Source organism: Curtobacterium sp. PhB78 (assembly GCF_003751685.1).
In the GTDB taxonomy this organism is placed as follows: domain Bacteria; phylum Actinomycetota; class Actinomycetes; order Actinomycetales; family Microbacteriaceae; genus Curtobacterium.
Window position 1 is genome coordinate 105,515 of the sequence record NZ_RKIA01000005.1, and the last position, 21,243, is coordinate 126,757.

At 71.5% G+C, this 21,243-nt stretch carries 19 protein-coding genes; 9 read left to right on the forward strand and 10 right to left on the reverse strand.

The window, feature by feature from the left end; all coding sequences use genetic code 11:
• Positions 1–64: 64 nt before the first annotated feature.
• Together EDF53_RS12750 and EDF53_RS12755 are read right to left on the reverse strand one after the other, a co-directional pair.
• Positions 65–361: a hypothetical protein gene (locus EDF53_RS12750; RefSeq protein WP_123293936.1), complete on the reverse strand. Its 297-nt coding sequence runs from the start codon at positions 359–361 to the stop codon at positions 65–67.
• 55 nt (positions 362–416) lie between these two features.
• Positions 417–1,673, reverse strand: coding sequence for an inorganic phosphate transporter (locus tag EDF53_RS12755; RefSeq protein ID WP_123293937.1), 1,257 nt, complete (start codon positions 1,671–1,673; stop codon positions 417–419).
• Between the two features lie 117 nt (positions 1,674–1,790).
• Between EDF53_RS12755 and EDF53_RS12760 the strand changes: the two genes are divergently transcribed.
• The 3 genes from EDF53_RS12760 to EDF53_RS12770 all read left to right on the forward strand — a co-directional run bounded on the left by EDF53_RS12760 (position 1,791) and on the right by EDF53_RS12770 (position 5,617).
• Complete coding sequence (locus tag EDF53_RS12760; protein ID WP_123293938.1) at positions 1,791–3,479, forward strand: sodium:proton antiporter; 1,689 nt, start codon at positions 1,791–1,793, stop codon at positions 3,477–3,479.
• 51 nt (positions 3,480–3,530) lie between these two features.
• Positions 3,531–5,099, forward strand: coding sequence for an ABC transporter permease (locus EDF53_RS12765; protein WP_123293939.1), 1,569 nt, complete (start codon positions 3,531–3,533; stop codon positions 5,097–5,099).
• 230 nt (positions 5,100–5,329) lie between these two features.
• Positions 5,330–5,617 (forward strand): hypothetical protein, encoded by a 288-nt coding sequence (locus tag EDF53_RS12770; protein WP_111084562.1) that lies wholly within the window; start codon positions 5,330–5,332, stop codon positions 5,615–5,617.
• Between the two features lie 14 nt (positions 5,618–5,631).
• Here EDF53_RS12770 and EDF53_RS12775 read toward each other — a convergent pair whose 3' ends face one another.
• Positions 5,632–6,150 (reverse strand): 8-oxo-dGTP diphosphatase, encoded by a 519-nt coding sequence (locus tag EDF53_RS12775; protein WP_185021038.1) that lies wholly within the window; start codon positions 6,148–6,150, stop codon positions 5,632–5,634.
• 64 nt (positions 6,151–6,214) lie between these two features.
• On the opposite strand from EDF53_RS12775, the gene EDF53_RS12780 reads away from it, so the two are divergent.
• Both EDF53_RS12780 and EDF53_RS12785 read left to right on the forward strand, forming a co-directional pair.
• Positions 6,215–6,565, forward strand: a complete 351-nt coding sequence (locus EDF53_RS12780) for a tryptophan synthase subunit alpha (RefSeq protein ID WP_123294181.1) — start codon at positions 6,215–6,217, stop codon at positions 6,563–6,565.
• Between the two features lie 63 nt (positions 6,566–6,628).
• Positions 6,629–7,519, forward strand: a complete 891-nt coding sequence (locus tag EDF53_RS12785) for an aminodeoxychorismate lyase (protein WP_123293941.1) — start codon at positions 6,629–6,631, stop codon at positions 7,517–7,519.
• 111 nt (positions 7,520–7,630) lie between these two features.
• Here EDF53_RS12785 and EDF53_RS12790 read toward each other — a convergent pair whose 3' ends face one another.
• Entirely contained in the window at positions 7,631–8,830 is a 1,200-nt protein-coding gene (locus tag EDF53_RS12790) for an amidohydrolase (RefSeq protein ID WP_123293942.1), read from the reverse strand.
• A 73-nt stretch (positions 8,831–8,903) separates the two neighbouring features.
• Between EDF53_RS12790 and EDF53_RS12795 the strand changes: the two genes are divergently transcribed.
• Positions 8,904–10,283, forward strand: a complete 1,380-nt coding sequence (locus tag EDF53_RS12795) for a Fic family protein (protein WP_123293943.1) — start codon at positions 8,904–8,906, stop codon at positions 10,281–10,283.
• A gap of 9 nt (positions 10,284–10,292) precedes the next feature.
• The gene (locus tag EDF53_RS12800) at positions 10,293–12,437 is read left to right on the forward strand and encodes a S9 family peptidase (protein ID WP_173169588.1); all 2,145 of its coding nucleotides are present in this window, start codon (positions 10,293–10,295) and stop codon (positions 12,435–12,437) included.
• A 102-nt stretch (positions 12,438–12,539) separates the two neighbouring features.
• On the opposite strand, the gene EDF53_RS12805 is transcribed toward EDF53_RS12800, so the two are convergent.
• Genes EDF53_RS12805 through EDF53_RS12810 form a run of 3 tightly spaced genes read right to left on the reverse strand, consistent with a single transcriptional unit; the run spans position 12,540 to position 15,228 of the window.
• Positions 12,540–14,069 carry a CYTH domain-containing protein gene (locus EDF53_RS12805; protein WP_185021039.1) on the reverse strand — a complete coding sequence of 510 codons (1,530 nt, stop codon included), beginning with the start codon at positions 14,067–14,069 and terminating at the stop codon, positions 12,540–12,542.
• Positions 14,066–14,905, reverse strand: coding sequence for a hypothetical protein (locus EDF53_RS19390; RefSeq protein ID WP_185021040.1), 840 nt, complete (start codon positions 14,903–14,905; stop codon positions 14,066–14,068). The genes EDF53_RS12805 and EDF53_RS19390 overlap by 4 nt, the downstream gene beginning before the upstream one ends.
• Entirely contained in the window at positions 14,902–15,228 is a 327-nt protein-coding gene (locus tag EDF53_RS12810) for a PadR family transcriptional regulator (RefSeq protein WP_123293946.1), read from the reverse strand. The genes EDF53_RS19390 and EDF53_RS12810 overlap by 4 nt, the downstream gene beginning before the upstream one ends.
• A gap of 68 nt (positions 15,229–15,296) precedes the next feature.
• On the opposite strand from EDF53_RS12810, the gene EDF53_RS12815 reads away from it, so the two are divergent.
• Complete coding sequence (locus tag EDF53_RS12815; protein ID WP_123293947.1) at positions 15,297–15,569, forward strand: mycoredoxin; 273 nt, start codon at positions 15,297–15,299, stop codon at positions 15,567–15,569.
• Positions 15,570–15,684: 115 nt separating this feature from the next.
• Here the strand turns inward: EDF53_RS12815 and EDF53_RS12820 are convergent, their stop codons facing one another.
• Together EDF53_RS12820 and EDF53_RS12825 are read right to left on the reverse strand one after the other, a co-directional pair.
• Positions 15,685–17,811 (reverse strand): DEAD/DEAH box helicase, encoded by a 2,127-nt coding sequence (locus tag EDF53_RS12820; protein WP_165901102.1) that lies wholly within the window; start codon positions 17,809–17,811, stop codon positions 15,685–15,687.
• A gap of 623 nt (positions 17,812–18,434) precedes the next feature.
• Entirely contained in the window at positions 18,435–19,679 is a 1,245-nt protein-coding gene (locus EDF53_RS12825) for an aminoglycoside phosphotransferase family protein (RefSeq protein ID WP_111084551.1), read from the reverse strand.
• Positions 19,680–19,759: 80 nt separating this feature from the next.
• On the opposite strand from EDF53_RS12825, the gene EDF53_RS12830 reads away from it, so the two are divergent.
• Complete coding sequence (locus tag EDF53_RS12830; RefSeq protein WP_123294183.1) at positions 19,760–20,833, forward strand: aromatic acid exporter family protein; 1,074 nt, start codon at positions 19,760–19,762, stop codon at positions 20,831–20,833.
• A gap of 6 nt (positions 20,834–20,839) precedes the next feature.
• Here EDF53_RS12830 and EDF53_RS12835 read toward each other — a convergent pair whose 3' ends face one another.
• Positions 20,840–21,178 (reverse strand): hypothetical protein, encoded by a 339-nt coding sequence (locus EDF53_RS12835; protein WP_111084550.1) that lies wholly within the window; start codon positions 21,176–21,178, stop codon positions 20,840–20,842.
• Positions 21,179–21,243: the final 65 nt, after the last annotated feature.

Here is a 21,243-nt window from a genome sequence, read left to right on the forward strand (position 1 = left end):
GTCGAGTCGCCGGAACGCACCCGACCATTCCTGCTCACGAAGCGCGCGTCGCGCGCGCCCCGCGTCAGTGGAACTGGGGGACGATGAGGTAGATGCCGTACAGCACGACGGCGCCGCAGACCGCGTAGCAGAGGATCGCGAGCGCACGGAAGGCACGCACCGCGGTCGTCGCTCCGGCGGGGTTCGGGAACCCGGCGGTCGCCGGACCGATCGTGCCGTCGTCCTTCACGGTGAACTTGCCCGCGCGGGTGTCCGCGGCGCTCCAGAACCGGAGACCGACGGAGTACACGGCGACGACGAAGCACGACGAGACCACGGCGACGAGCGCCACGGTGACGAACGCGAACCAGTCGATACCCATCAGCGATCTCCCACCGTGAGGAATGCGAAACGGCGTCCGTCAAGCGCGATTCCCATCAGCGACGGCCTCCCTTGCGTGCGGCCATGCGGCGGAGCGTGCGCTCGCGGCTCAGTGCGGCGCGGCGGTCGGCAACGGCGTCGGCGCGCTTCTTGCGCTGCAGGTCGCGCAGTTCCTTGCGGGTGTACACGGCGTTCGCGGCGACGTCGACCTCGATGGCCGAGGCACCCTCGTGCGGCTTCCGGAGCGACCACAGGTACAGGCCGAGGATCACGGCGGCGCCGACGATGGCGTCGATCACGAGGCCGATGACGCCCAGGCGTGCGATGCCCGAAGCCACCGCGCCCACGGCTGCGGCGGCGGGCAGCGTGATGAACCAGGCGATGACGATCTTGCCGGCGGTGGACCACTGGATCTTCGAGCCGCGGCGGCCGAGTCCGGCGCCGATGATCGAGCCGGAGGACACCTGCGTGGTCGAGAGCGCGAAGCCGAGGTGGCTGGACGCCAGGATCGTCGCGGCGGTCGAGGCCTCGGCGGCGAAGCCCTGGGTGGCCCGGATCTCGGTGATGCCGGACCCGAGCGTGCGGATGATGCGCCACCCGCCCGTGTAGGTGCCGAGCGCGATCGCCAGGGCACAGGCGACGACGACCCAGAACTGCACGCCCTGGTTCGACGACTGCGCCCCGGAGGCGATCAGCGTCAGCGTGATGACACCCATCGTCTTCTGGGCGTCGTTCGTGCCGTGGGCGAGCGACACCATCGACGAGGTGAAGATCTGCCCGACACGGAAGCCGCCGCGCTCGTTCGGGAAGACCGGGCGCTTCGTGATCCGGTACGCGATGCGTGTCGACAGGAACGACACGAGCGACGCGATCACCGGGGACGCGAAGGCCGGGATGATGACGACCGTCAGCAGCGCGACGTAGTTGACGGACTGGAACCCGGCGCCGACGATCGCAGCTCCGATCAGTCCGCCGAACAGCGCGTGCGACGACGACGAGGGCAGCCCGCGGAGCCACGTGATCATGTTCCACACGACCGCTCCGATGAGCCCCGCGAAGATCATCTCCGGTGAGATCGCGACGCCGCCCGGGCCCTCGTTGATGAGGCCGTGCGAGATCGAGGTCGCCACCGCGGTGCTGAGGAACGCACCGACGAGGTTGAGCACCGCGGCGACCGTGACCGCGACCTTGGGCTTCATGGCCCCGGTCGCGATCGGAGTCGCCATCGCGTTGGCGGTGTCGTGAAAACCGTTTGTGAAGTCGAAGAAGAGGGCCAACGCGATGACCAGGACGACTATGAGTGTGATGTCCACCGCGGGCCAGTGTTCCCCATCGACGGCCTCCGGAGCAAACCTGATCGGCAACCTGCTGTTCACCGGAGCTTCAGACTCGTTCAGATTCGGAACCATGCCGATGCGAGAATGAGTCCCATGGACACCGTCGAGCTCCTCATCCTGTTGGTCGGATCGCTCGCGGTGACCGGGTTCGCACGGGCGAAGGGACTCCCCGCTCCCCTGCTCGTGACGGCGGTCGCGCTCGCAGCGTCGTTCCTGCCGGGACTCCCCGCGATGGAGATCGACTCCGAGGTGATCCTGACGGTGATCCTGCCGCCGCTGCTCTACTCGGCGGCGCTCGACGTGTCGTGGCAGAGCTTCCGGACGTCGATCAAGCAGATCCGGCGTCTCGGCATCTTCCTGGTCATCGTGACGGCACTCGTGGTCGGCGCGGTGGCGTACTTCCTGATCCCGGACATGACCCTGCCCGCGGCGATCCTGCTCGGTGCGATCGTCGCCCCGCCGGACGCGGTGTCCGCCGCCGCGATCGGTCGCAAGCTCGGGCTCCCCCGCCGGGTGATGACGGTGCTGTCCGGCGAGAGCCTGATCAACGACGCCGCGTCCCTGACCCTGGTGCGCGTGTTCACCCTGATCATCGCCGGGACGTCGCTCACCGTCTGGCAGGACCTCGGCATCTTCGGCCTGGCGATCGGCGTCGGCCTGGCCGTCGGCATCGTGCTCGGCGTCGTCGTGCACTGGATCCGGATGCGGCTCAACGACCCCGTGGTCGAGACGATCATGAGCATCCTGCTGCCCTTCGTCGCGTACATCCTGGCCGAGGACCTCTCCGGCTCCGGCGTCATCGCGGTCGTCACGGCCGGCCTGTACATCGGCTACAACTCGCCGAAGGAGGGCTACGCCACCCGCCTGCAGGAGCGCCCGCTGTGGACCAGCATCGACGTCATCCTCGAGGGCTTCGTCTTCGCCCTGATCGGCCTGCAGCTCAACACCGTGGTGCAGGACCTGGTCGAGAGCGAACGGAGTCTCGGCCAGACGCTCACCGCCGCGGCCGTGGTGCTCGGCGTCGTGATCCTGGTGCGGCCCCTCTTCATCTTCGAGTCGTACGTGCGCAACCGCTTCAACGGGCGATGGCTCCGTCCGCTGCGCATCAAGCTCTCCCGGGGCCACCCGTCACTGCGGTGGATGCGCGGGACGGCCGAGCCGAAGCTCAACTGGCGCGAGCTCACCGTCATCTCGTGGACGGGCATGCGCGGCGTGGTGACCCTCGCCGCCGCGGTGTCCGTGGTCGCGAGCCCGACGCAGATCCCCGCGCAGGACACGATCTTCATCATCGCGTTCTTCGTCACCGTCGGCACGCTGCTGCTGCAGGGCCTGACCCTGCCCTTCGTCATCCGTGCACTCAAGGTGCAGGACCCGGCCGAGGGCGAAGAGGACGTCCGGAGCGAGATGCGGCTGAACCAGCGCACGACCGAGGCCGCCATCGAGCTGCTCGAGAAGCGACGTCCGGTCTGGTCGAAGCAGTACGGCGACGTCGCCGTCGACTCCGTGGTGAACCGGCTGAAGGCACGACTCGAGCGGCAGGTCGAGACCTTCCGGCAGGACGCCGAGGAAGAAGAGGTCGAGGAGCGCAACGCCCCGATGCGCCTGCGCGGCTCGCAGATCCAGGACATCCGGCGCGAGCTGCTCGACCGACGACGCGAGATCGTGCTCGAGGAGCGCGAGAAGGGCAACCTCGACGAAGAGGTCATGCGCCGCGTGCTCGTGACCCTCGACGCCGAAGAACTCGCGATGGACTCGGCGCAGGCGTCACGCAGCCGCTCCTGAGGGCCTCGGCGTATCCTGGCGCTCCGTCCGAGAACAGGAGCACAGCGCCGAGTGAGCACGCCGCGGAACGACGTCAACAGGAACGACGACACCCCGGACCGTCCCGGAGGGTCCCGGCCGACGTCGGCGCCGAAGCCACGCAGCACCCGGCCCTCGGCCCGCGGGACCAAGCCCCGTCGCGGCGCGAAGGTCGCCGGTTCCACCCGACCGGCTCCGCGCCGACAGGCACCCGTGCCGGCACCGCAGCAGCACGGTGCGTACCGCCGCTGGTACTCGACGTTGCACCCGTCGCTCCAGCTCATCGGCCTGCAGCTCTGGATGCCGCTGTTCTTCATCGTCGGCTTCTGCCTCTGCTACGTCTTCGCGTTCCACGCACCGCACCCGCACGACGTCCCGATCGCGCTGGTCGGCAGCGACCCGACACTCGTCGCCGCCGTGCAGAAGGCGTTGCCGGGCGAGTTCGTGTTCCACACCTACGACTCCCTGGCCGCGGCGAAGCGTGACGTCATCGCCGGCTCGATGGCGGTCGCGTACGACCCCGCGACGAACGAGTTCTTCAAGGCGAGCGCCCACCAGTTCCAGGTCGCGAGCCTCGTACCGGCGACGCTGAGCGCGGTCCTGACCGGGATCGGGGTCGCAACCCCGAAGCTCACCGAGCTCGCTCCCCTGCCAGCGTGGGACGAGTACGGCACCGTCCCGATGTACGTCATGCTCGCCTGGTGCATCGGCGGCTACATGGTCGCGATGTTCATCGGGATCATGGGCGGCCCGCTCCGGCATCGCACCCGCATGACCGTCATCGTCGTCGGCGGCCTCGTCATCTCCCTCATCACGAACACCCTCGCCGGTCCGGTCGTCGGCGCCATCCACGGCCACTGGATCCAGCTCGTGCTCATCGCGTGGGGGTGGATCGTCGCGATCGGTCTCGCCGTCAACGGGCTGAGCTACTTCGTCGGCCGGTTCATCGCCGCCCCCGCCATGATCTGCTTCGTGTTCCTGTCGATGCCGTCGTCCGGCGGGGCGTACCCGAAGTGGTTCATGCCGGAGCCGTTCGCCTGGCTCAACAACGTCGTGGTCGGGTCGAGCATGGTCGACATGATCAAGCACCAGATCTACGGCGTCGGCCCCGGCCCGGCCCGCGGTCTGATCACGATGGGCTGCTACGCCGCGGTCGGCCTCGTGCTCATGTACTTCGGCAAGAAGTGGTGGGAGCGGCGACGCATCCGCGCCATCGTCACCGGCCGGACCACGATGTTCCAGGACGCCAACACCGCGAACCGTGAGTTCCTCGGCAAGGAACGCGACGCCGAGCTCGAGCGCCACGGCCTCGAGTCCACCGAGACGGGCACCCTGAGCGTCCTGAGCGACGACGACTGGGAGGACGCCCGCGTCGGCGGCGACGTCTTCACCGGCGGACGCGACGGCCTCGAGACCGAGACCACCCCCACCGGCCGCATCCCCGTGGTGCGGACCGGGGAGCGCACGGGAGGCGCGGGGACCGGACCGCGCACGCGTCCCGTCCCACGCGCCGAGGGCTCCAGGGCCCCGGCTCGCTCCGACACGTCGGCTCGCGTCGACGCCGGGGACGAGCTCCCGCACGGCCGGCACGCGGACCGGTAGCTCGTTCCTGACGATCGCGCCGCTCGCGCAGACCGACTGCGTGCGCATGTTCCGACGATCCACCAGTCGAACGACGCGTGCTCTGTCGCATGATGCACATGCATCGACTGCGTGCGCATGTTCCGACGATGCACCAGTCGAACGACGGGTGCTCTGTCGCATGATGCACGTGCATCGTCCGTGCCGGCACGCGGACCGGTGAGGCGTCGGCGGCGCGTATCCTGGGGGGCATGAACCCCCGCATCACCTGGCACCGCGTCCTCGTCACCGTCGTCGTCGTGCTCCTCGTGCTGACGGTCGGCTTCTACGTCGCGAGCATCGTGCTCGCTCCCGCCGACGGCCGGAACACCGCCGGGCTCTTCGTCGGCTGGGCGATGTTCGCCATGGTCGGCGCGATCGTGTTCGGGATCATCGACTTCTTCGTCAGGCCCCTCGGCGGTCGCAGCGGGGACGCCGAGGTCATCGCCGCCGCCGAGGAAGCGCGCACCGGCAGCACCCGCACCCAGCAGACCCGCTGATCCGCTGATCCGCTCTACGCGGGCGTCTCGACACCCGTCCCGGTGAAGCCCGCGACCGTCGCGTCGTCGTCGGCGAACGTGAAGCGTGCACGCACTGACCCCCCGCGGAGCACCGCCGGCAGCCAGTACTTCGCGTCGTCCCACATCGCCTCGTAGGGGACGTCGGCGACCGGGATCCACCGCGGTTCGAGCTCGTCGGAGCCCGACGGGCTGCCCTGCCAGCGGCGGCACACGAAGACGTCCGAGACCTGGGACCAGGACGGCCGGTACGGGAACCGGTAGTCCAACGTGCCACGGGCCTCCAGGTCGACCGTCTCGAGACGCAGGCCGACCTCTTCGCGCACCTCGCGCACGGCGGTCTCGACCGCCGTCTCACCGGGCTCCCGCTTGCCGCCCGGGCCGACCAGCCGGCCGGTGCCGAGGCCGCGGCGCTTCTCCCCGAGCAGGACCTCGGGCCCGCTCGCGCCGTCGCGCAGCAGGTAGACGACGACCACTCGGGGGTGTTGGGACTTGCTCTCGTCGCGCGGGGTCACCCGTCCAGTCTGGCCGAAGATGTGTCGTACGCTCTTCCCATGGCAGGCGTGCTGCGGGGGCACCATGGCTGAGCCCCGCAGGACCGGGCGCAGCCTCGAAGTGCTGCGCGCCGAGGCTGCCGAGGAGATCTCGATGCTCGTCGAGCACCGGAGCCGCCAGGGCGAGGACCCGTGGGAGTTCATGCCGACGCTCCCCACGGTGGACGAGCAGGTCGTGCTCATCCTCCGGGCCGACGCGGTCGACCTCGACGCCGCGATCGGCAAGCGGCACGCCCAGTGGTCGATGCACCCCGCGTCCGGTCAGGGCACCGTCCTCGGCGAGGAGTACCACCGGTTGCGCCGGATCGCACTGCAGCACCCCGAGCTGACGCAGGCGGTGTGGAAGCTCATGGGCGCCCTGCCCGACGCGAGCTGACGCCCACGCACGAAGCGCGCCCACGTACAACGTGTGCGGACGCGTGTGCGGTTGGATGGGCGCATGACCGAAACCGTGCTCGCGATCCTCAACCAGCCCTCCCGCGACGCCGCGCCGCACGACCCCGCAGCGGACGCCTTCACCTGGGCGAAGCCGCTCGAGGAGCACCTGCAGGTGCAGGACCTCGGCATCACCCGGGGTGACGGCGTGTTCGAGACGATCACGGTGGTCGACGGTCGTCCGCAGGCCCTCGAGGCGCACCTCGACCGGTTCGGCCGCTCCGCCGCGATGCTCGACCTGCCCGCGCCGGACCCCGATGCCTGGCGGCAGGCGATCGAAGCCGTCTGCGCCCGGCTCGACCCGGTCCGCGAGGCCTTCGCGAAGACCGTCCTGACCCGTGGCGTCGAGGGCACCGACCGACCCACCGGCTGGGTCTACGCCGCACCGTCCGTCGACTCGACCGCCGCGCGCACCGAGGGCATCTCCGTCGTCGTGCTGGACCGCGGCTACCGCCACGACGTGGAGCGCACCTCGCCGTGGCTGCTGCAGGGCGCGAAGACCCTGTCGTACGCGGTCAACATGGCCGCCCTGCGCGAGGCTGGCCGGCGCGGTGCCGACGACGCCCTGTTCGTGTCGAGCGACGGCTACGTGCTCGAGGGCACGCGCGCGAACCTGATCCTGAAGGTCGGCGACCGGCTCGTCACACCGCGCACCGACATCGGGATCCTGGCCGGCACCACGCAGGCCGACGTCTTCCGCTTCGCCGAGCAGGAGGGCATCGAGACCGCCTACGAACTCGTCACACTCGCCGACCTGCAGGCCGCCGACGCACTCTGGCTCGTGTCGAGCGTGCGGCAGGCGGCGCCGATCCGCTCCGTGAACGGCGACGCCCGTGCGGTCGACGCGGACCTGACGGACCGCATCAACGAGTTCCTGCTGGCGCGCGAGGTCTGAGCCGGCCGGGTCCGCCGGCCGTCACCACCCAGCGCCCCCGGCGCCACGGACGGGAGGCCCGGATCGCGACGTGCGGGCACGTCGCGATCCGGGCCTCCCGGCTCTCCCCCGCTACCAGCGCGGGGTGGTGACGCCGACGCCGTCCGCCCACTCGAAGACCTGGCGGCCGTCGATCCAGACACGTGTCGCGCGACTGGTCGCGTCGAGCGGGTCGCCGTCCCAGAGCACGAGGTCGGCGTCGTGGCCCACGGCCAGCCGACCGACACGGTCACCGAAGCCCAGGAACTCGGCTGGGTTGACGGTGAGCGCCTCGAGCGCGGTCTGGGCGGGCAGTCCCTCCTTCACCGCGGCGGTGGCCTGGTCGACGAGCATGCCGATCGGCACGACGGGGGCGTCGGTGGTGATCGCGACCCGGACGCCGGCGGCGGCGATGGTGGCGAGGTTCGGGATGCCGCGGTCACGGAGCTCCACCTTCGAGCGGCTCGTGAACAGGGGGCCGTAGATGACCGGGATGTCCTTCTCGGCGAGCAGGCTGGCGATCTTGTGCGCCTCGGTGCCGTGGTTCACGACGAGTCGGTAGCCGAACTCCTCGGACAGCCGGATGGCGGTCGCGATGTCGTCGTGGCGGTGGGTGTGCTGGTCCCAGACGAGTTCGCCGTCGAGGACCCGGACGAGCGCCTCCTTCGTCAGGTCACGCGCGAACGGCTCACCCTTCGCGGCGGCGGCGTCACGGGCGGCACGGTAGTTCTGGGCCTCGACGAAGGCGTCACGGATGATCTTCGCGACGCCGAGGCGCGTCGACGGCGTCTGGCCCTTGCTGCCGTACACCCGCTTCGGGTTCTCGCCGAGCGCGCTCTTGATGCTCACCGCGTCCGAGATGAGCTGTTCGTCGACGGTGCGCCCGCCCCAGGTCTTGATGGCGACGGTCTGGCCGCCGATCGGGTTGCCGGACCCCGGCTTCACGACGATGCTCGTGATGCCCCCGGCGAGCGCGTCGCGGAAGCCCTCGTCGTCGATGTCGATCGCGTCGATCGCGCGGACCCCGGCCATGTTCGGGCCGGTCATCTCGTTCGTGTCGTTGCCGGCCTCGCCGTTCGCCTCCTCGTGGATGCCGACGTGGCCGTGCGACTCGACGAACCCGGGGACGAGCCACGCACCGGCTGCGTCCACGACGGTGATCCCCGGGGGCGGTGTGACGTCCGGGCCGATCGCGGTGATGCGGCCGTCCTTGACGACGACCGCGCCGCCGTCGAAGGCGGGGGCGGAGACGGGGACGACGTGGGCACCGGTGATCGCGAAGGAGTTGCTCATGCCACCAACGCTACGCGGGCCGGCGAAATACGAATTCCTGGCGTCGGGCGCCCGGGGTCCCTACGCTCCCGGCATGGTGCATCGGAACGAGACCCCGGACGTCCACGACGGCTCGACCGCGCTCGGGGGCCAGACCGCGCACAGCGGCGTGCTCGTGCACCGCGGATGGCCCGTGCACGGCAGCGCGGAGCGTCCGTGGCGCAGCGCCAGCCGGGGTTCCCGCGCCGACCGGATGACCACGTCCGTCCGGGTGTCGCTCCCGCCGAGGATCGCTCGTGCTCGGTGGGAGCCCGATGCCCGGACCGAGGCGCTGCTCGACCGCGCAGCCGCGGCGCTCCGGTCGCTCGACGTCCACCACGGTTCCCGGCTCGCGCCGCTCGGGTCGGTGATCGGTCGGACCGAGGCCGTCGCCTCGTCGCGGATCGAGGACGAGTCCGCGTCACTCGACGACTGCGCCCGAGCGCTCGTGGGCATCCGCGCGAACCCGAGTGCGACCGTCGTCGTCCGCGCCGCCGGTGCGATCGAGGGGTTGGTCGCGGCAGCGGACACGGGTGTGATCACCGAGGCCGCGCTGCTCGAGGCGCATCGGCTGCTCATGCGCGACGACCCGGTCGACGGGCGGTACGCCGGGCGCTACCGCAGCGTCCAGAACTGGATCGGTGGCGGTGACACCCCGCGGCTGGCGACGTACGTCCCGCCGCCGCCGGACCTCGTCGCGCCCCTCATGGCCGACCTGTTCGCGTTCCTGCACCGGACGGACCTGCACCCGATCGCCCAGGCTGCGATCGGGCACGCCCAGTTCGAGTCGATCCACCCGTTCACCGACGGCAACGGCCGGATCGGACGTGCGCTGATCAGCGCCGTGCTGCGACGCCGGGGCGTCACGACGACGGTGACCGCGCCGATCGCCACCGCGCTCGCAGCGGATCGGGGCCGGTACTTCCGGCACCTCGCGCGGTACCGCGACGGGGTCGTGGACGCCCTCGTGACAGACGTCGCGATCGCCATCGGCACCGTGTGCGACGAGGCAACCGTGACCGCCCTGCTGCTCGACGAGCACGCGGCCGACCGGATGGCGGGTCCGTGTGCCACGAGTGTCCACGCCGTCGTCGGGCGGGCGCTCTCCGACGACCCGGTCCTGACCGAGGCCCGACTGCAGGACCTCCTCGCCGGTGTCGACGGCGGACCGGTCGACGAGGACCCGGCCGGCTCCGTGGCCGCAGACCTCGTGCGCGCCGGAGTGCTGCGTCCGGTCACCGAGCGGCGGCGTGACCGTGCCTGGGTCGCACCGGCCGTCGTGGACGAGCTCGAGGCCTTCGAGCAGCGGGTCCGCGCGGGGGTGGCCGGGCGGACGCAGTCCGACCGGTTCCGGGCGGGGCGGTCGGGCGGACGCGGTCCGACCGGTTCGGGGCGGCGGCGTGACGCCCGGCTCGCCACGGGGCCGTGCGCATAGGGTGGGATGGTGAGCACCGAGCACTCCCAGGCCACCCCGCCCACCGCCGCCAAGCGGCCCGTGACGCGGACCCACCACGGCATCGACTTCGTCGACGACTACGAGTGGCTGCGTGACAAGGAGTCGCCGGACACCCTGGCGTACCTCGAGGCCGAGAACGCCTACACCGACGCCGCCACCGACCACCTCGCCCCGCTGCGCGACCGCGTCTTCGCCGAGGTCAAGAACCGTGTCCAGGAGACCGACCTCTCAGTGCCGGTGCGCATGGGCGACTGGTGGTACTTCACCCGCACGGCCGAGGGCAGCCAGTACGGCGTGCACTGCCGTGCGCCGATCGCCGGTCCGGACGACTGGACCCCGCCGGCCGTCGTCGAGGGCGAGTCGACCCTCCCCGGCGAGCAGGTCGTCCTCGACGGCAACGCCCTGGCCGACGGCCACGAGTTCTTCTCCCTCGGCACCTACGACATCAGCGACGACGGCACCCGCCTGGTCTACGGCATCGACGTCGAGGGCGACGAGCGGTACACCCTGCACGTGCGCGACCTGGCCTCCGGCACCGACCTCGGCGACGCCATCCCGAACACCGGGGCGGGCGCGACCTTCGACCCGGCCGGCCGGTACGTCTTCTACCCGACCGTCGACGAGTCGTGGCGTCCGGACAAGATCTGGCGGCACGCCGTCGGCACGGCAGCGTCCGACGACGTCCTGGTCTTCGAGGAACCCGACGACCGCTACTGGGTCGGCGTCGGCGTCACCCGGTCGTCGCAGTACATCGTCATCGAGCTCGGGTCGAAGATCACGTCCGAGGCCCTGGTGCTCGACGCCGCCGACCCGACCGGCGAGTTCCAGGTCGTGTGGCCACGACGCGACGGCGTCGAGTACGAGATCGAGCACGCCATCGTCGGCGGCAGCGACCGCTTCCTGGTGCTGCACAACGACGGTGCCGAGAACTTCGAGCTCGTCGACGTCCCCGCCGACGACCCCACGTCCGAGCGCGACCGCCGGGTCGTCGTGGCGCACCACACCGAGCGCCGCATCGAGTCCGTCGACGCCTTCGCCGGGCACCTCGCGCTCGAGTACCGCTCCGAGGCACTCCCCCGCATCGCGATCATCCCCATCGAGGGTGACGAGTATGGCGACGCGCACGAGGTCCCGTTCGACGAAGCACTGTTCTCGGCCGGCCTCGGCGGCAACCCCGAGTGGGACCAGCCGACGCTCCGCATCGGGTTCACCTCGTTCGTCACGCCGTCCGAGGTCAGCGACCTGGACCTGGGGACCGGCGAGGTGACGGTCCTGAAGCGCCAGCCGGTGCTCGGCGGCTACGACCCCGCCGACTACGCGCAGGAGCGCGACTGGGCCACGGCGGCGGACGGCACCCGCGTGCCGATCTCGCTCGTCTGGCGGCGCGACGCCGTCGACGCGGACACCCCCTCGCCGCTCCACCTGTACGGCTACGGCTCGTACGAGCACTCGATCGACCCGGGCTTCAGCGTCATGCGTCTGTCGATGCTCGACCGCGGCGTCGTCTTCGCGGTCGCCCACGTGCGCGGTGGCGGCGAGATGGGTCGCCACTGGTACGAGAACGGCAAGACCCTGACGAAGAAGAACACGTTCACCGACTTCGTCGCGGTCGCCGACCACCTGATCGAGTCCGGCCGCACCACCGCGGACCGGCTCGTGGCCGAGGGCGGCAGCGCCGGTGGGCTCCTGATGGGTGCGGTGGCGAACATCGCACCGGACCGGTTCGCCGGGATCGTCGCCGCGGTGCCGTTCGTCGACGCGCTCACGAGCATCCTCGACCCCGACCTGCCCCTGACCGTCATCGAGTGGGACGAGTGGGGCGACCCGCTGCACGACGCCGAGGTCTACCGCTACATGAGCGAGTACACCCCGTACGAGAACGTCCGCGACGACGTGCAGTACCCACGGATCCTCGCCGTGACGTCGATCAACGACACCCGTGTGCTCTACGTCGAGCCGGCGAAGTGGACCGCGAAGCTGCGCGAGGTCGGGGCGCCGGTGCTGCTGAAGACCGAGATGTCCGCGGGCCACGGTGGCGTGAGTGGTCGGTACGCCTCGTGGAAGGAGCGGGCGTTCGAGCTCGCTTGGTTGCTCGACGTGCTCGGGCTGGCCGACGAGGCGCCCGCCGCCTGATGACTTGGTGAGCAGAAATGGTCGGGTTGCCCGCGGGCACCCGACCATTTCTGCTCACGAAGCGAACGCCCGCGGCCCGCGCCCGCGCCCGCGGCGTGCGGCTCACACGCGGTTGAGCGCGTGCACCGCCTCGTCGTAGGACTCCTCGGCCAGGCGCACCCGGTCCCCCGCGAGCACGCCGTACCCGAACGTGCCCTCGCCACCGCGTTCGGCGATCGCCGCGTTGGTCCGCAGCGCGTCGAGGGCGTGCAGCGATCGGACCCGCTCGGTCAGCACGTCGGCCGCGCTGCCGATCCGCTTCCAGAGCGCGTGCGGGAACGCGTCGTCGCCGAGGACGTCCATCGCCATCCGCGCCCGCATCGTGCCCTGCCAGGCGGCTTCGGTGGTCGCACGGTCGGCGGCCTCGCGCTCGGCGGCGGTGTCCGAGGTGTCGTCGGCGACCGCGGCCCGGACGAGTTCGCGGATGTGCGGCTTCACGACGGCGCCGACGTCCTGCGCGACCTTCTTCGGGGAACGGAGCGACCACTCGGTCGGGGTCGGGCGTTCGACGGCGTCGTCGAGCGCGTCGAGCAGCTCGAGGAACGGCTCACCGTGCACGAACGCGACGACGTCCCGCACCGACTGGTCCCGACGCTCACGGGTCGAGGCCAGGATGCGTTCGCGGGTCATGGAGTCGACCAGGTCGTCCTGCGCCGGGGTCGACGCGCGCGGCAACCGGTCGATCAGGTACTCGTTGAGTGCTGCGCGCGCGGTCACGGCAGCCAGGCCGTCGGCCGCCTCGGCGGCGCGGTCGACGGCGTCGCCGTCGGCGAACGCCGGACGGTAGGCGCCGAGGATCGACGCGATCTCGAGGGCGGTCTCAGCCGTCTGCCGGAGGTCGGCCGCGTCGCCGGAGCGGAGCCGCGATTCCTGGCCGAGCAGCGCAGCGCGCAGCTTCCGCAGTCGCTTCGCGAGGACGCGTGCGGTCGTGCCCTTGTCCGGCTTCGCCTCGGTCTGGAGGCGCGGTGCCGGTGCTCCGGCCAGCCCGCGTGCCAGCTTGGACGCGACGGCGGCGGGGCCGGCGCCGACGGCCGCGAAGCGCGCATCGAGGGCCGCGAAGAGCTCGTGCGCGACCTGCGGGTCGACGCCCGCGACGGCCTCGACCTCGACCTCGCGCCAGGTGCGCGGCGTCTCGGGAGCGTCGTCGTCGAGGCGCTGCGCGGTCACCTGGTCGTCGGCGAGCTCGGCGACCTGGTCGCCGTCCTCGTCGAGCAGGCGGGTGACGGTGCGGGTGGTCGTGATGCGGACCACGGGGCGCAGGCCACGGCCGCGTCGCTCGGTGAAGAGCGCCGCGAGGACCTCGGTCGGCACCGTGTCGGCGTCGTCGGTCAGCGGGAAGTGCTGCTCGTGGCGGACCGTGTCCGACTCGGAGCGCTTGATGTGCCACCCGGCGTCGGGGCCACCGGTCCGCCGGCGGACCGTGACCCGCGCCGCCACCAGGTCGTACCGTTCGGTGTCCCAGTACGTCGCATCGAGCTCGAACGGCTCCTGGTGCTCGGTGCGGAGGATGCCACCGGCACCGACGAGGTCGGGCAGGGCACCGCCCTCTGGCAGGTCGTAGGTGCGCTCGATCTCGAGGTGGGTGTCACTCACACGGTCTTGTCTACCAGGGCTTCGCCGTGCGCCTCGACAACCGCGGGCGCATCGGTGGAGAACCGTGACGCCACCACGGCTCCGACGACGGCGACCAGGAACGGGACGAGCTGCCCGATCCACGACACGAGCGCCATCGCGGAGTACGGGATCCCCGAGCCGTTCGCTGCTTCTGCGAGCGGGAACACCAGCACGGCAGCGACGACGGGCAGGACGAGGAGCGAGTACGTCCACACCGGTCGGCGGAGCACCACGAGCCAGACCGCGAGCAGCCCAGCCGCGATGACGCCGACCTGGACCGGGACGTACACGGGGACGTTGAGGGAACCGCTCGTGATCGCCCACCACACTGCGGCGATGGCGAACACGGCAACGGCGCCGAGGACCCGGCGGCGGCCTGCGACGTCCGACACCAGCAGGACGCTCGTTGCGACAGCGGCGCCCGGCACCACCGCGAGCCCGATCCCGACCATGTCGAAGACGAGGCGCGCCTCCGGCAGGCCGTTGTACCGCTGCAGGAGCGCGAGGACGCCCACCGAGACGACGTAGGACAGCACCGCGAGCGCGATGAGGACCGGGATCGTGCGGATGGTGTGCGGTGCAGAACGGACGGGTGTCGGCAGTGCGGTCATGGTGTCCCCCCAGGTGGATCGGTGGCCGGCGCGTCGGTGGAACAGCGCCGTGGTGAACGCGCCGAACGCGAGTGCGGTCGGCGAGAGGTCGAGTTCGTGGGCATCGCGCACGTCGGCGAGCCACTGCTCGCGGCGGGCGGCGCGGTGTGCTGCGGGTGAGACGGCGACGGCGACCCCCACGAGCGCCCGGTCGAGCGCGCTCACGAGGTCACCGGCCGGTGGGCCGAGCGAGCCGGACGAGCGGGCGTCGCGGCGGACGGACGCGCGGCGACGAGGTCGCGTGCGGCGTCGACCCCGTCGGGCGTGAACTCGTAGAGCCGACGACGCGGCCCCGGCCGGCTGGTCTCGTCGTCCCACGACGACGTGATCCACCCCTGCCGCTCGAGTCGCTCGAGGATCGGGTAGACGGTGCCGGCCTGGCGCCCGGTGGCCTTGATGACGAGCAGCCCCCATGCCGGACCGTCGACGGTCAGCAGTGCGTCGAGCACGTCGAGCGTCGGGGCGGTGATGCGTTGGATCGGATCCATGCGGCTTAACCTAGCTATATCGGATAAGCGCGTCAAGGCCGTCCAGAAAGCGGGGTTAGCCTGGCGCCATGAGCGACACGATCACCCGCGAGCAGTTCACCCCCGAAGCCGGCGGCGTCACGATGTTCACGACCACGTGGTGCGGCTACTGCGCCCGGTTGAAGAACCAGATGACGAAGGCCGGCGTGCCCTTCACCGAGGTCGACATCGAGCAGACCCCGGGCACGGCGGAACTCGTCGCCGAGGTCAACGGCGGCAACCAGACCGTTCCGACGCTCGTGTTCCCCGACGGCAGCACGGCGACGAACCCATCGCTGGCCGAGGTGCAGTCCCGCATCTGAGCGGCGCCCCCTGGCGCGGAGCCCCGCACGACCGAAGTCCGTCCGAACCGCGTGATCACGTGGTCCGGACGGACTTCGGTCGTGCTGAACGGGTGTGCGCCGCGCGACGCGGTCCCTAGCCCCCGAGCGCCTCGGTCAGCAGCGCGGCCATGGCGTCGAGCTGGATGTCGCCGGAGTCGACGAGTTCCTCGTCCGAACCGTCGAGCGCGCGGGCGGCCAGGGACGCCTTCGAGTCGATGAGCTCGGCGATCTTGGTGTCGATCGTCTGCGCGGCGATGATGCGCCACGCAGTGACGGGCTCTTCCTGCCCGATGCGGTGCACGCGGTCGATCGCCTGGGTCTGCTCGGCGCTCGTCCACGACAGCTCGGCGAGCACGACGTTGGACGCCACCTGCAGGTTCAGGCCCACGCCGGCCGCGGTGAGCGAGCAGACGATCACGGCGACGTCAGGGTCGTTCACGAACGAGTCGATCTGCGCCGTGCGCTGCGTGGCCGTCTGGTCGCCGCGGATCGTGGCGGTGCGCAGGCCACGTCGAGCGAAGACCTCTTCCGCCTGGTCCATCACGTCGAGGTGCTTCGCGAAGAACACGACCTTGCCGACGTTCGACGCGAGCTGCGCGGCGTAGTCCGCTGCGAGCTGGGCCTTGGCACGACCGATGCGTCGGACCATCGAGAACACGTTCTCACCGGTCGACGAGGCGTCCTGGTCCTCGAGCTCCCAGCGCGCGACCTGCCGGACGAGCTTGTGGTCGATGCCGACGACCGGGTCCTGCCCGGTACGGGCGTCGAGCGCCTGGTGGTACCGGCGGACGAGCTTCGCGGTGAGCTCGCGCTCGGCGTCGCGGATGGAGCGACCCTCGTCGCCGTCGAGCTCGACGGGGATGTCGGCGATCCGGCGGGCCGGGATGTCCGCGGCGACGTCGACCTTGCGGCGTCGGACGATGCCCTGGTCGATGACGGCACGACGGGCCTCGACGAAGAAGCCCTGGTCGGCGGGGGTCAGACCGATCTCCTCGAGCTCGTTCATGAGCTTCGCGCGGGGCTTCTTGTCGTCGATCCAGCCGAGGTACTCCCAGATGGTGCGGAAGTCCTCGACCGAGTTGATGAGCGGGGTGCCCGTCAGCGCCATGAGCAGCGGCGCTGCGGTGCGCTGCCGGATGCGGTCGGCGATCTGCAGCACGAAGCGGGCGCGCTGCGAGTCCTTGTTCTTGATGAAGTGCGCCTCGTCGACGACCATGCCCTTGAAGCCGAAGCCGCCGAGCCAGCCGGCGTGCCGGTCGAGGATCTCGTAGTTCACGATGATGATGTCGGCGAACCCGTCGAGGTCGTTGCCGTCCCCGTGGATGACGGTGGCGCGGTGGTTCGGCACCCAGCGTTCGGCTTCGCGCGCCCAGTTCGTCTTGACGACGTTCGGCACGACGACGAGCAGCGGGAACGCGTTCGCGGCGTCGGCGGCGAGCAGCGACTGCGCCGTCTTGCCGAGGCCCGGCTCGTCGGCGAGCAGGAACGTGCGGTGCCCCTGCGACGCGGCGGCGACCAGTTCGGCCTGGTGCTTCATCAGCGTGGTGCCGGAGCGGGAGTGCAGCGAGGTCGGCTCGGGCAGCGGCATCGTCGCCGCTCCCCCGCCTGCGCCGTACTCGAACGACTTGAACAGCGGACCGAAGAGCTCCCAGTTCGCCAGGCGACGCGGGTGCGCGACCGGCTGGTCGGCGAGTGCGAAGTCCGGCGGCAGGAACGGGTTGGCGAGCTGACGCTGCACGACCGCCTGCGGGGTGACCGCGCGCACCGGGGTCTCGGCGACCGGGGTGGGCTCCGCCGCGATGACGAGGTCCTCCGGCTGCAGCTCCATGCCGCCGGCGATCATCATGTCGCGCTTGACGGCGCGGGTCGCCTCGGAGACCTGCACCTCTTCTGCCAGCAGCTGGATGACGCTGGTGTCGCGGGCCGCGGTCTTCGCCAGGATCGTCGCGACGCCGTCGAGCCGCTTGAGCTGCTCGGCGCGCTGCGAGTCGGTGAGGTCGGTGTCGCCCTTCACCCGTGCGCGCTCCTCGCGCATGAGCAGTGCGACGGCCTGGAACTTCGTCCGGTTCGTCGCCTTGAGCGGTCCGCGCTGCGCCGCCGCCTCGACCTCGCGCACCGCGCGGGCGAGGACGGGGATCACGCCGTCGTTGTCCAGCGGCCTCGTCCGACGTGACGCGGTCCGCGTCCCGCCGGCAGCTCGCCGGGTGCCTGATCGAGCCAACGCTCCTCCTGTTCCGCCCACGCATCGGGGCGAGCCGCCCGTGGGGCGGAAGTCCTGCACCGGGGCCTGACACGGCTCCGGTTCGGCTGCGGGCCACCGTGGCCCACCGCATCGCCGGTCCCCGCTTCGGGACGTCCGGTGGAGTCCCGCGGACCGTTCCACCGCGAGCGCCTGCTCGGCGCCGGGTGCGACGGTCCGCGCCGGGATCCGGCGTCGTCACACGCACGTGACGCCCCCGCGGGGCGGTCACGGCCCGGTTCCCGCGTCGATCAAGTGATCGACGGCTGCGTCCGGAATCGACGCGGCACGCGGGAACGCGGTGCGTGCGCTCTCAGTTTACTCCCCGACCCCCGACAGAGGCGACTCCTCGTCGCCCGCGCGCGTCGCGCCCCCTGGAACGCCCCGTGTGCCGGCCGGGAGGCACGGTGCGGGCCCGCCACGCGCCTCCCGTCCGACGCCGGTCGCGTCCACCCCGCCGACGCGACAGATCACGGATCCCCACGCCGACCACCCCGCGAAAGCGACAGATCCCGGATCCCCACGCCGACCACCCCGCCAAAGCGACAGATTGCCGCCAACGTTCCGCGCAGATCTGTCGTTTTCGCGACGGGGGCCGCGAGCCGTCAGACGCGGGGCGCGGACCGCGGGCGGACCAGGCCGGCCGCCGGCAGGACCGGAGCAGCCTCGGCCAACGCGGCCCGCGTCGCCGCGAGGAGCTGCTCGGCGGTCTGGATGCCGTTCGCGGAGCCGGTGGTCGCCTGGCCGCCGGCGTGGGCGAGCAGCTGGGCACCGATGGCGGGCCCGATGCGGTCGGCCTCGCGCGGGTTGCGGGCGACCCAGTCGCGGGCGATCGCGTCGGCGAGGCGCTCGGCCGCGGCTCCGCGGTCGGCGTCTCCGCGCGATCGGTGCCAGAGGCCGGTGACGACCAGGTGAGCGACGACCGCCCCGATGTCGCGGACCGGGAAGCCCCACCCCGCGGTGTCGATGTCCAGCAGGCCGGAGATGCGCCAGGGCTCGTCCTCGTCGACGAAGACCTGCTCGAGGTGCAGGTCGCCGTGCACGACCTGCTTCGTCGCGCTCGTCCAGCCGATCGACCTGCGGCCGATGGCGTCGTACAGGCGGTCGATCTCGTCGGCGTCCTGCGGCAGCGCGGCGATGAGCGTGCGGCGGTGCCAGTCGGCGTGGTCCATCGCGTCGGCACGGGCCTGCTGGGTCATCGGGACGGTCGCGACCCGACCGCTCAGGGCGGCCAGCGACGCGACGAACCGCGGGTCGTCGGCGATGTCGAGGATGCGGCTGCCGGCCGGCACGCCGCGGATCCGTTCGAGCACGAGGAGCCCGTCGCCGCGGCTGGACAGCACGCGGGGCACCGGCAGGCCCGCCGCCACGAACTGCTCGTGCGACTTCACGATCGGCGCGACCCGGTGCGGACGGACGATCTTCAGGAACAGGGTGCGCTCGGGGGCGTCCACCCGCACCACCGCACGCTTGCCCGGTCGGTACGCGGCCACCGTGAGCACCGGGTCGGTGACCGGCATGCCGAGCGTCGTCAGGAGCTCGGCGACCGCGTCGCGGTAGGTCACCTGCGGCAGCACCGGCAGACCCGGGTCGTTCGGGTACGCCCACACCGAGACGGGTTCGCCGGTCGCGGGGTCGGTGACGATCGCACTGTTCTGGTCGTGCGCGCCGCCGGTGTCGACGTACGTCAGGACGGTGGCGCGCTGGCCGTTCCGGTCGACGGTGTCGACCTCGTAGCCGTACAGGTAGCCGTTGCCCGACGGCTCGACGGAGTGCGCCCGTGCGGCCACGACGGAGGTCCCGGAGCCGGCGAAGGCCTGCGGGATGACGCGCTCATGGTTGGGCCACACGACATCAGTCAACCGTGTCCGGACGTTTTCGTCGCGTTCGTGCACGGCTCGGCGTGCGGGCGGTGGCTAGCGTGGTCGAGGTGAACCCGGTCGCGCGTCTCCGCAGCTCCAGTCGCACGCCGTTCCTGCAGGTCGTGAAGACCGCGGTCGCGGTCGTCGCGGCGGTGCTGCTGTGCCGGCTGCTGATCCAGGGACCGTTCCCGACCTTCGCCGCGATCGCCGCGCTGCTCGTCGTGCAGCCGAGCATCAACCAGTCGTTCGTCAAGGGCCTCGAGCGGAGCGCCGGTGTCGTGCTCGGCGTGCTGCTCGCCACCGGGTTCCACCTGCTGCTCGGCGATTCGGTGTGGGTCGTCCTGCTCGTGGTCGTGCTCGCCATCCTCATCGCCTGGGTGCTCCGGCTGACCCCGACCTCGGCCACCCAGGTCAGCATCAGCGGGATGCTCGTGCTCACCGCGGGGGTCGTCACGCCGAACTACTCGGCCGACCGGATCCTCGAGACCGTGATCGGTGCGGTCGTCGCCCTCGTCGTGAACGCCCTGATCATCCCGCCGGTCCTGCTCGAGCCGGCGCACCTCGCCGTCGCCCGACTCGCCCGCGACACCGCCGTGGCCTTCGAACGCGTCGCGATCGGCCTGACCGAGGGGTGGGACCGCGACCGGTGGCAGGACGCCCTGGTGCGGGCCCGCGCGCTCCGGCAGCAGCACGCGAAGACCGAGGCATCACTGAACGCGGCCCGCGAGTCCCTGACGATGAACCCGCGTGGCGGCCGGCACCGCACGATCCTCGACCGCGACGTCGCCATGACCGAGCACCTGCGCGTCCTGGTCACGCGCGTCACCGGCATGACCCGGGCGATCCACGACAACACCGCACCAGACCTGCGCGCCGATCCGGTGGTCGGCGGCATCGCGACCGAGGTGGCCCGGATCGGATCGGACGTCCGCGCGCTCAGCGCCCGGGTCGAGTCGACGCGGCTGGACCCGTCGTTCGCCGCGGGTGCCGGTGGGGACGATGCCGGGGTGGCGACCGCCGAACCCGCGCTGACCGCGCCGATGGAGATCGTGCGACCGAACTCACGGCACTGGGTGCTCATCGGTGCCCTGCTCGAGGACGTCCGACGCGTGCGCGAGGAGCTGCTCGGCGAGGACGACTGACGCCGTTCAGCGCGTGGCGCGTGCGGCTTCGGCCGCCGTCTGCACGACGTCGTCCCAGATCACCGCGGCCGGCACGGCGGGATCGGTGCCGGGCACGCCGACGTCGGCGAACCGGCTGATCTCCGCGACGACGGCCTCGGTGCCGACTTCGCGCGCCGCGCGGCTCGCCACGTCGGGGACGGCCGTCCGCAGTTCGGCGACCACGCGGTCGCGGCGGACGCCCTCCATCTGGCCGAGTGCGCCGATGCCCTTCCACGCGGCGTCGAGCTCCGCGCGGAGACGGACGATGGCCGGGTGGTCGACGGACGGGTGGTCGACGGACGCGTGGTCGATCGGGTCGTTCATGGTGCCCCCTGGTGCAACGGACCGCCCTTCGGGTAAGCGCTGTCCGCCAGGTGATCCTACCAATG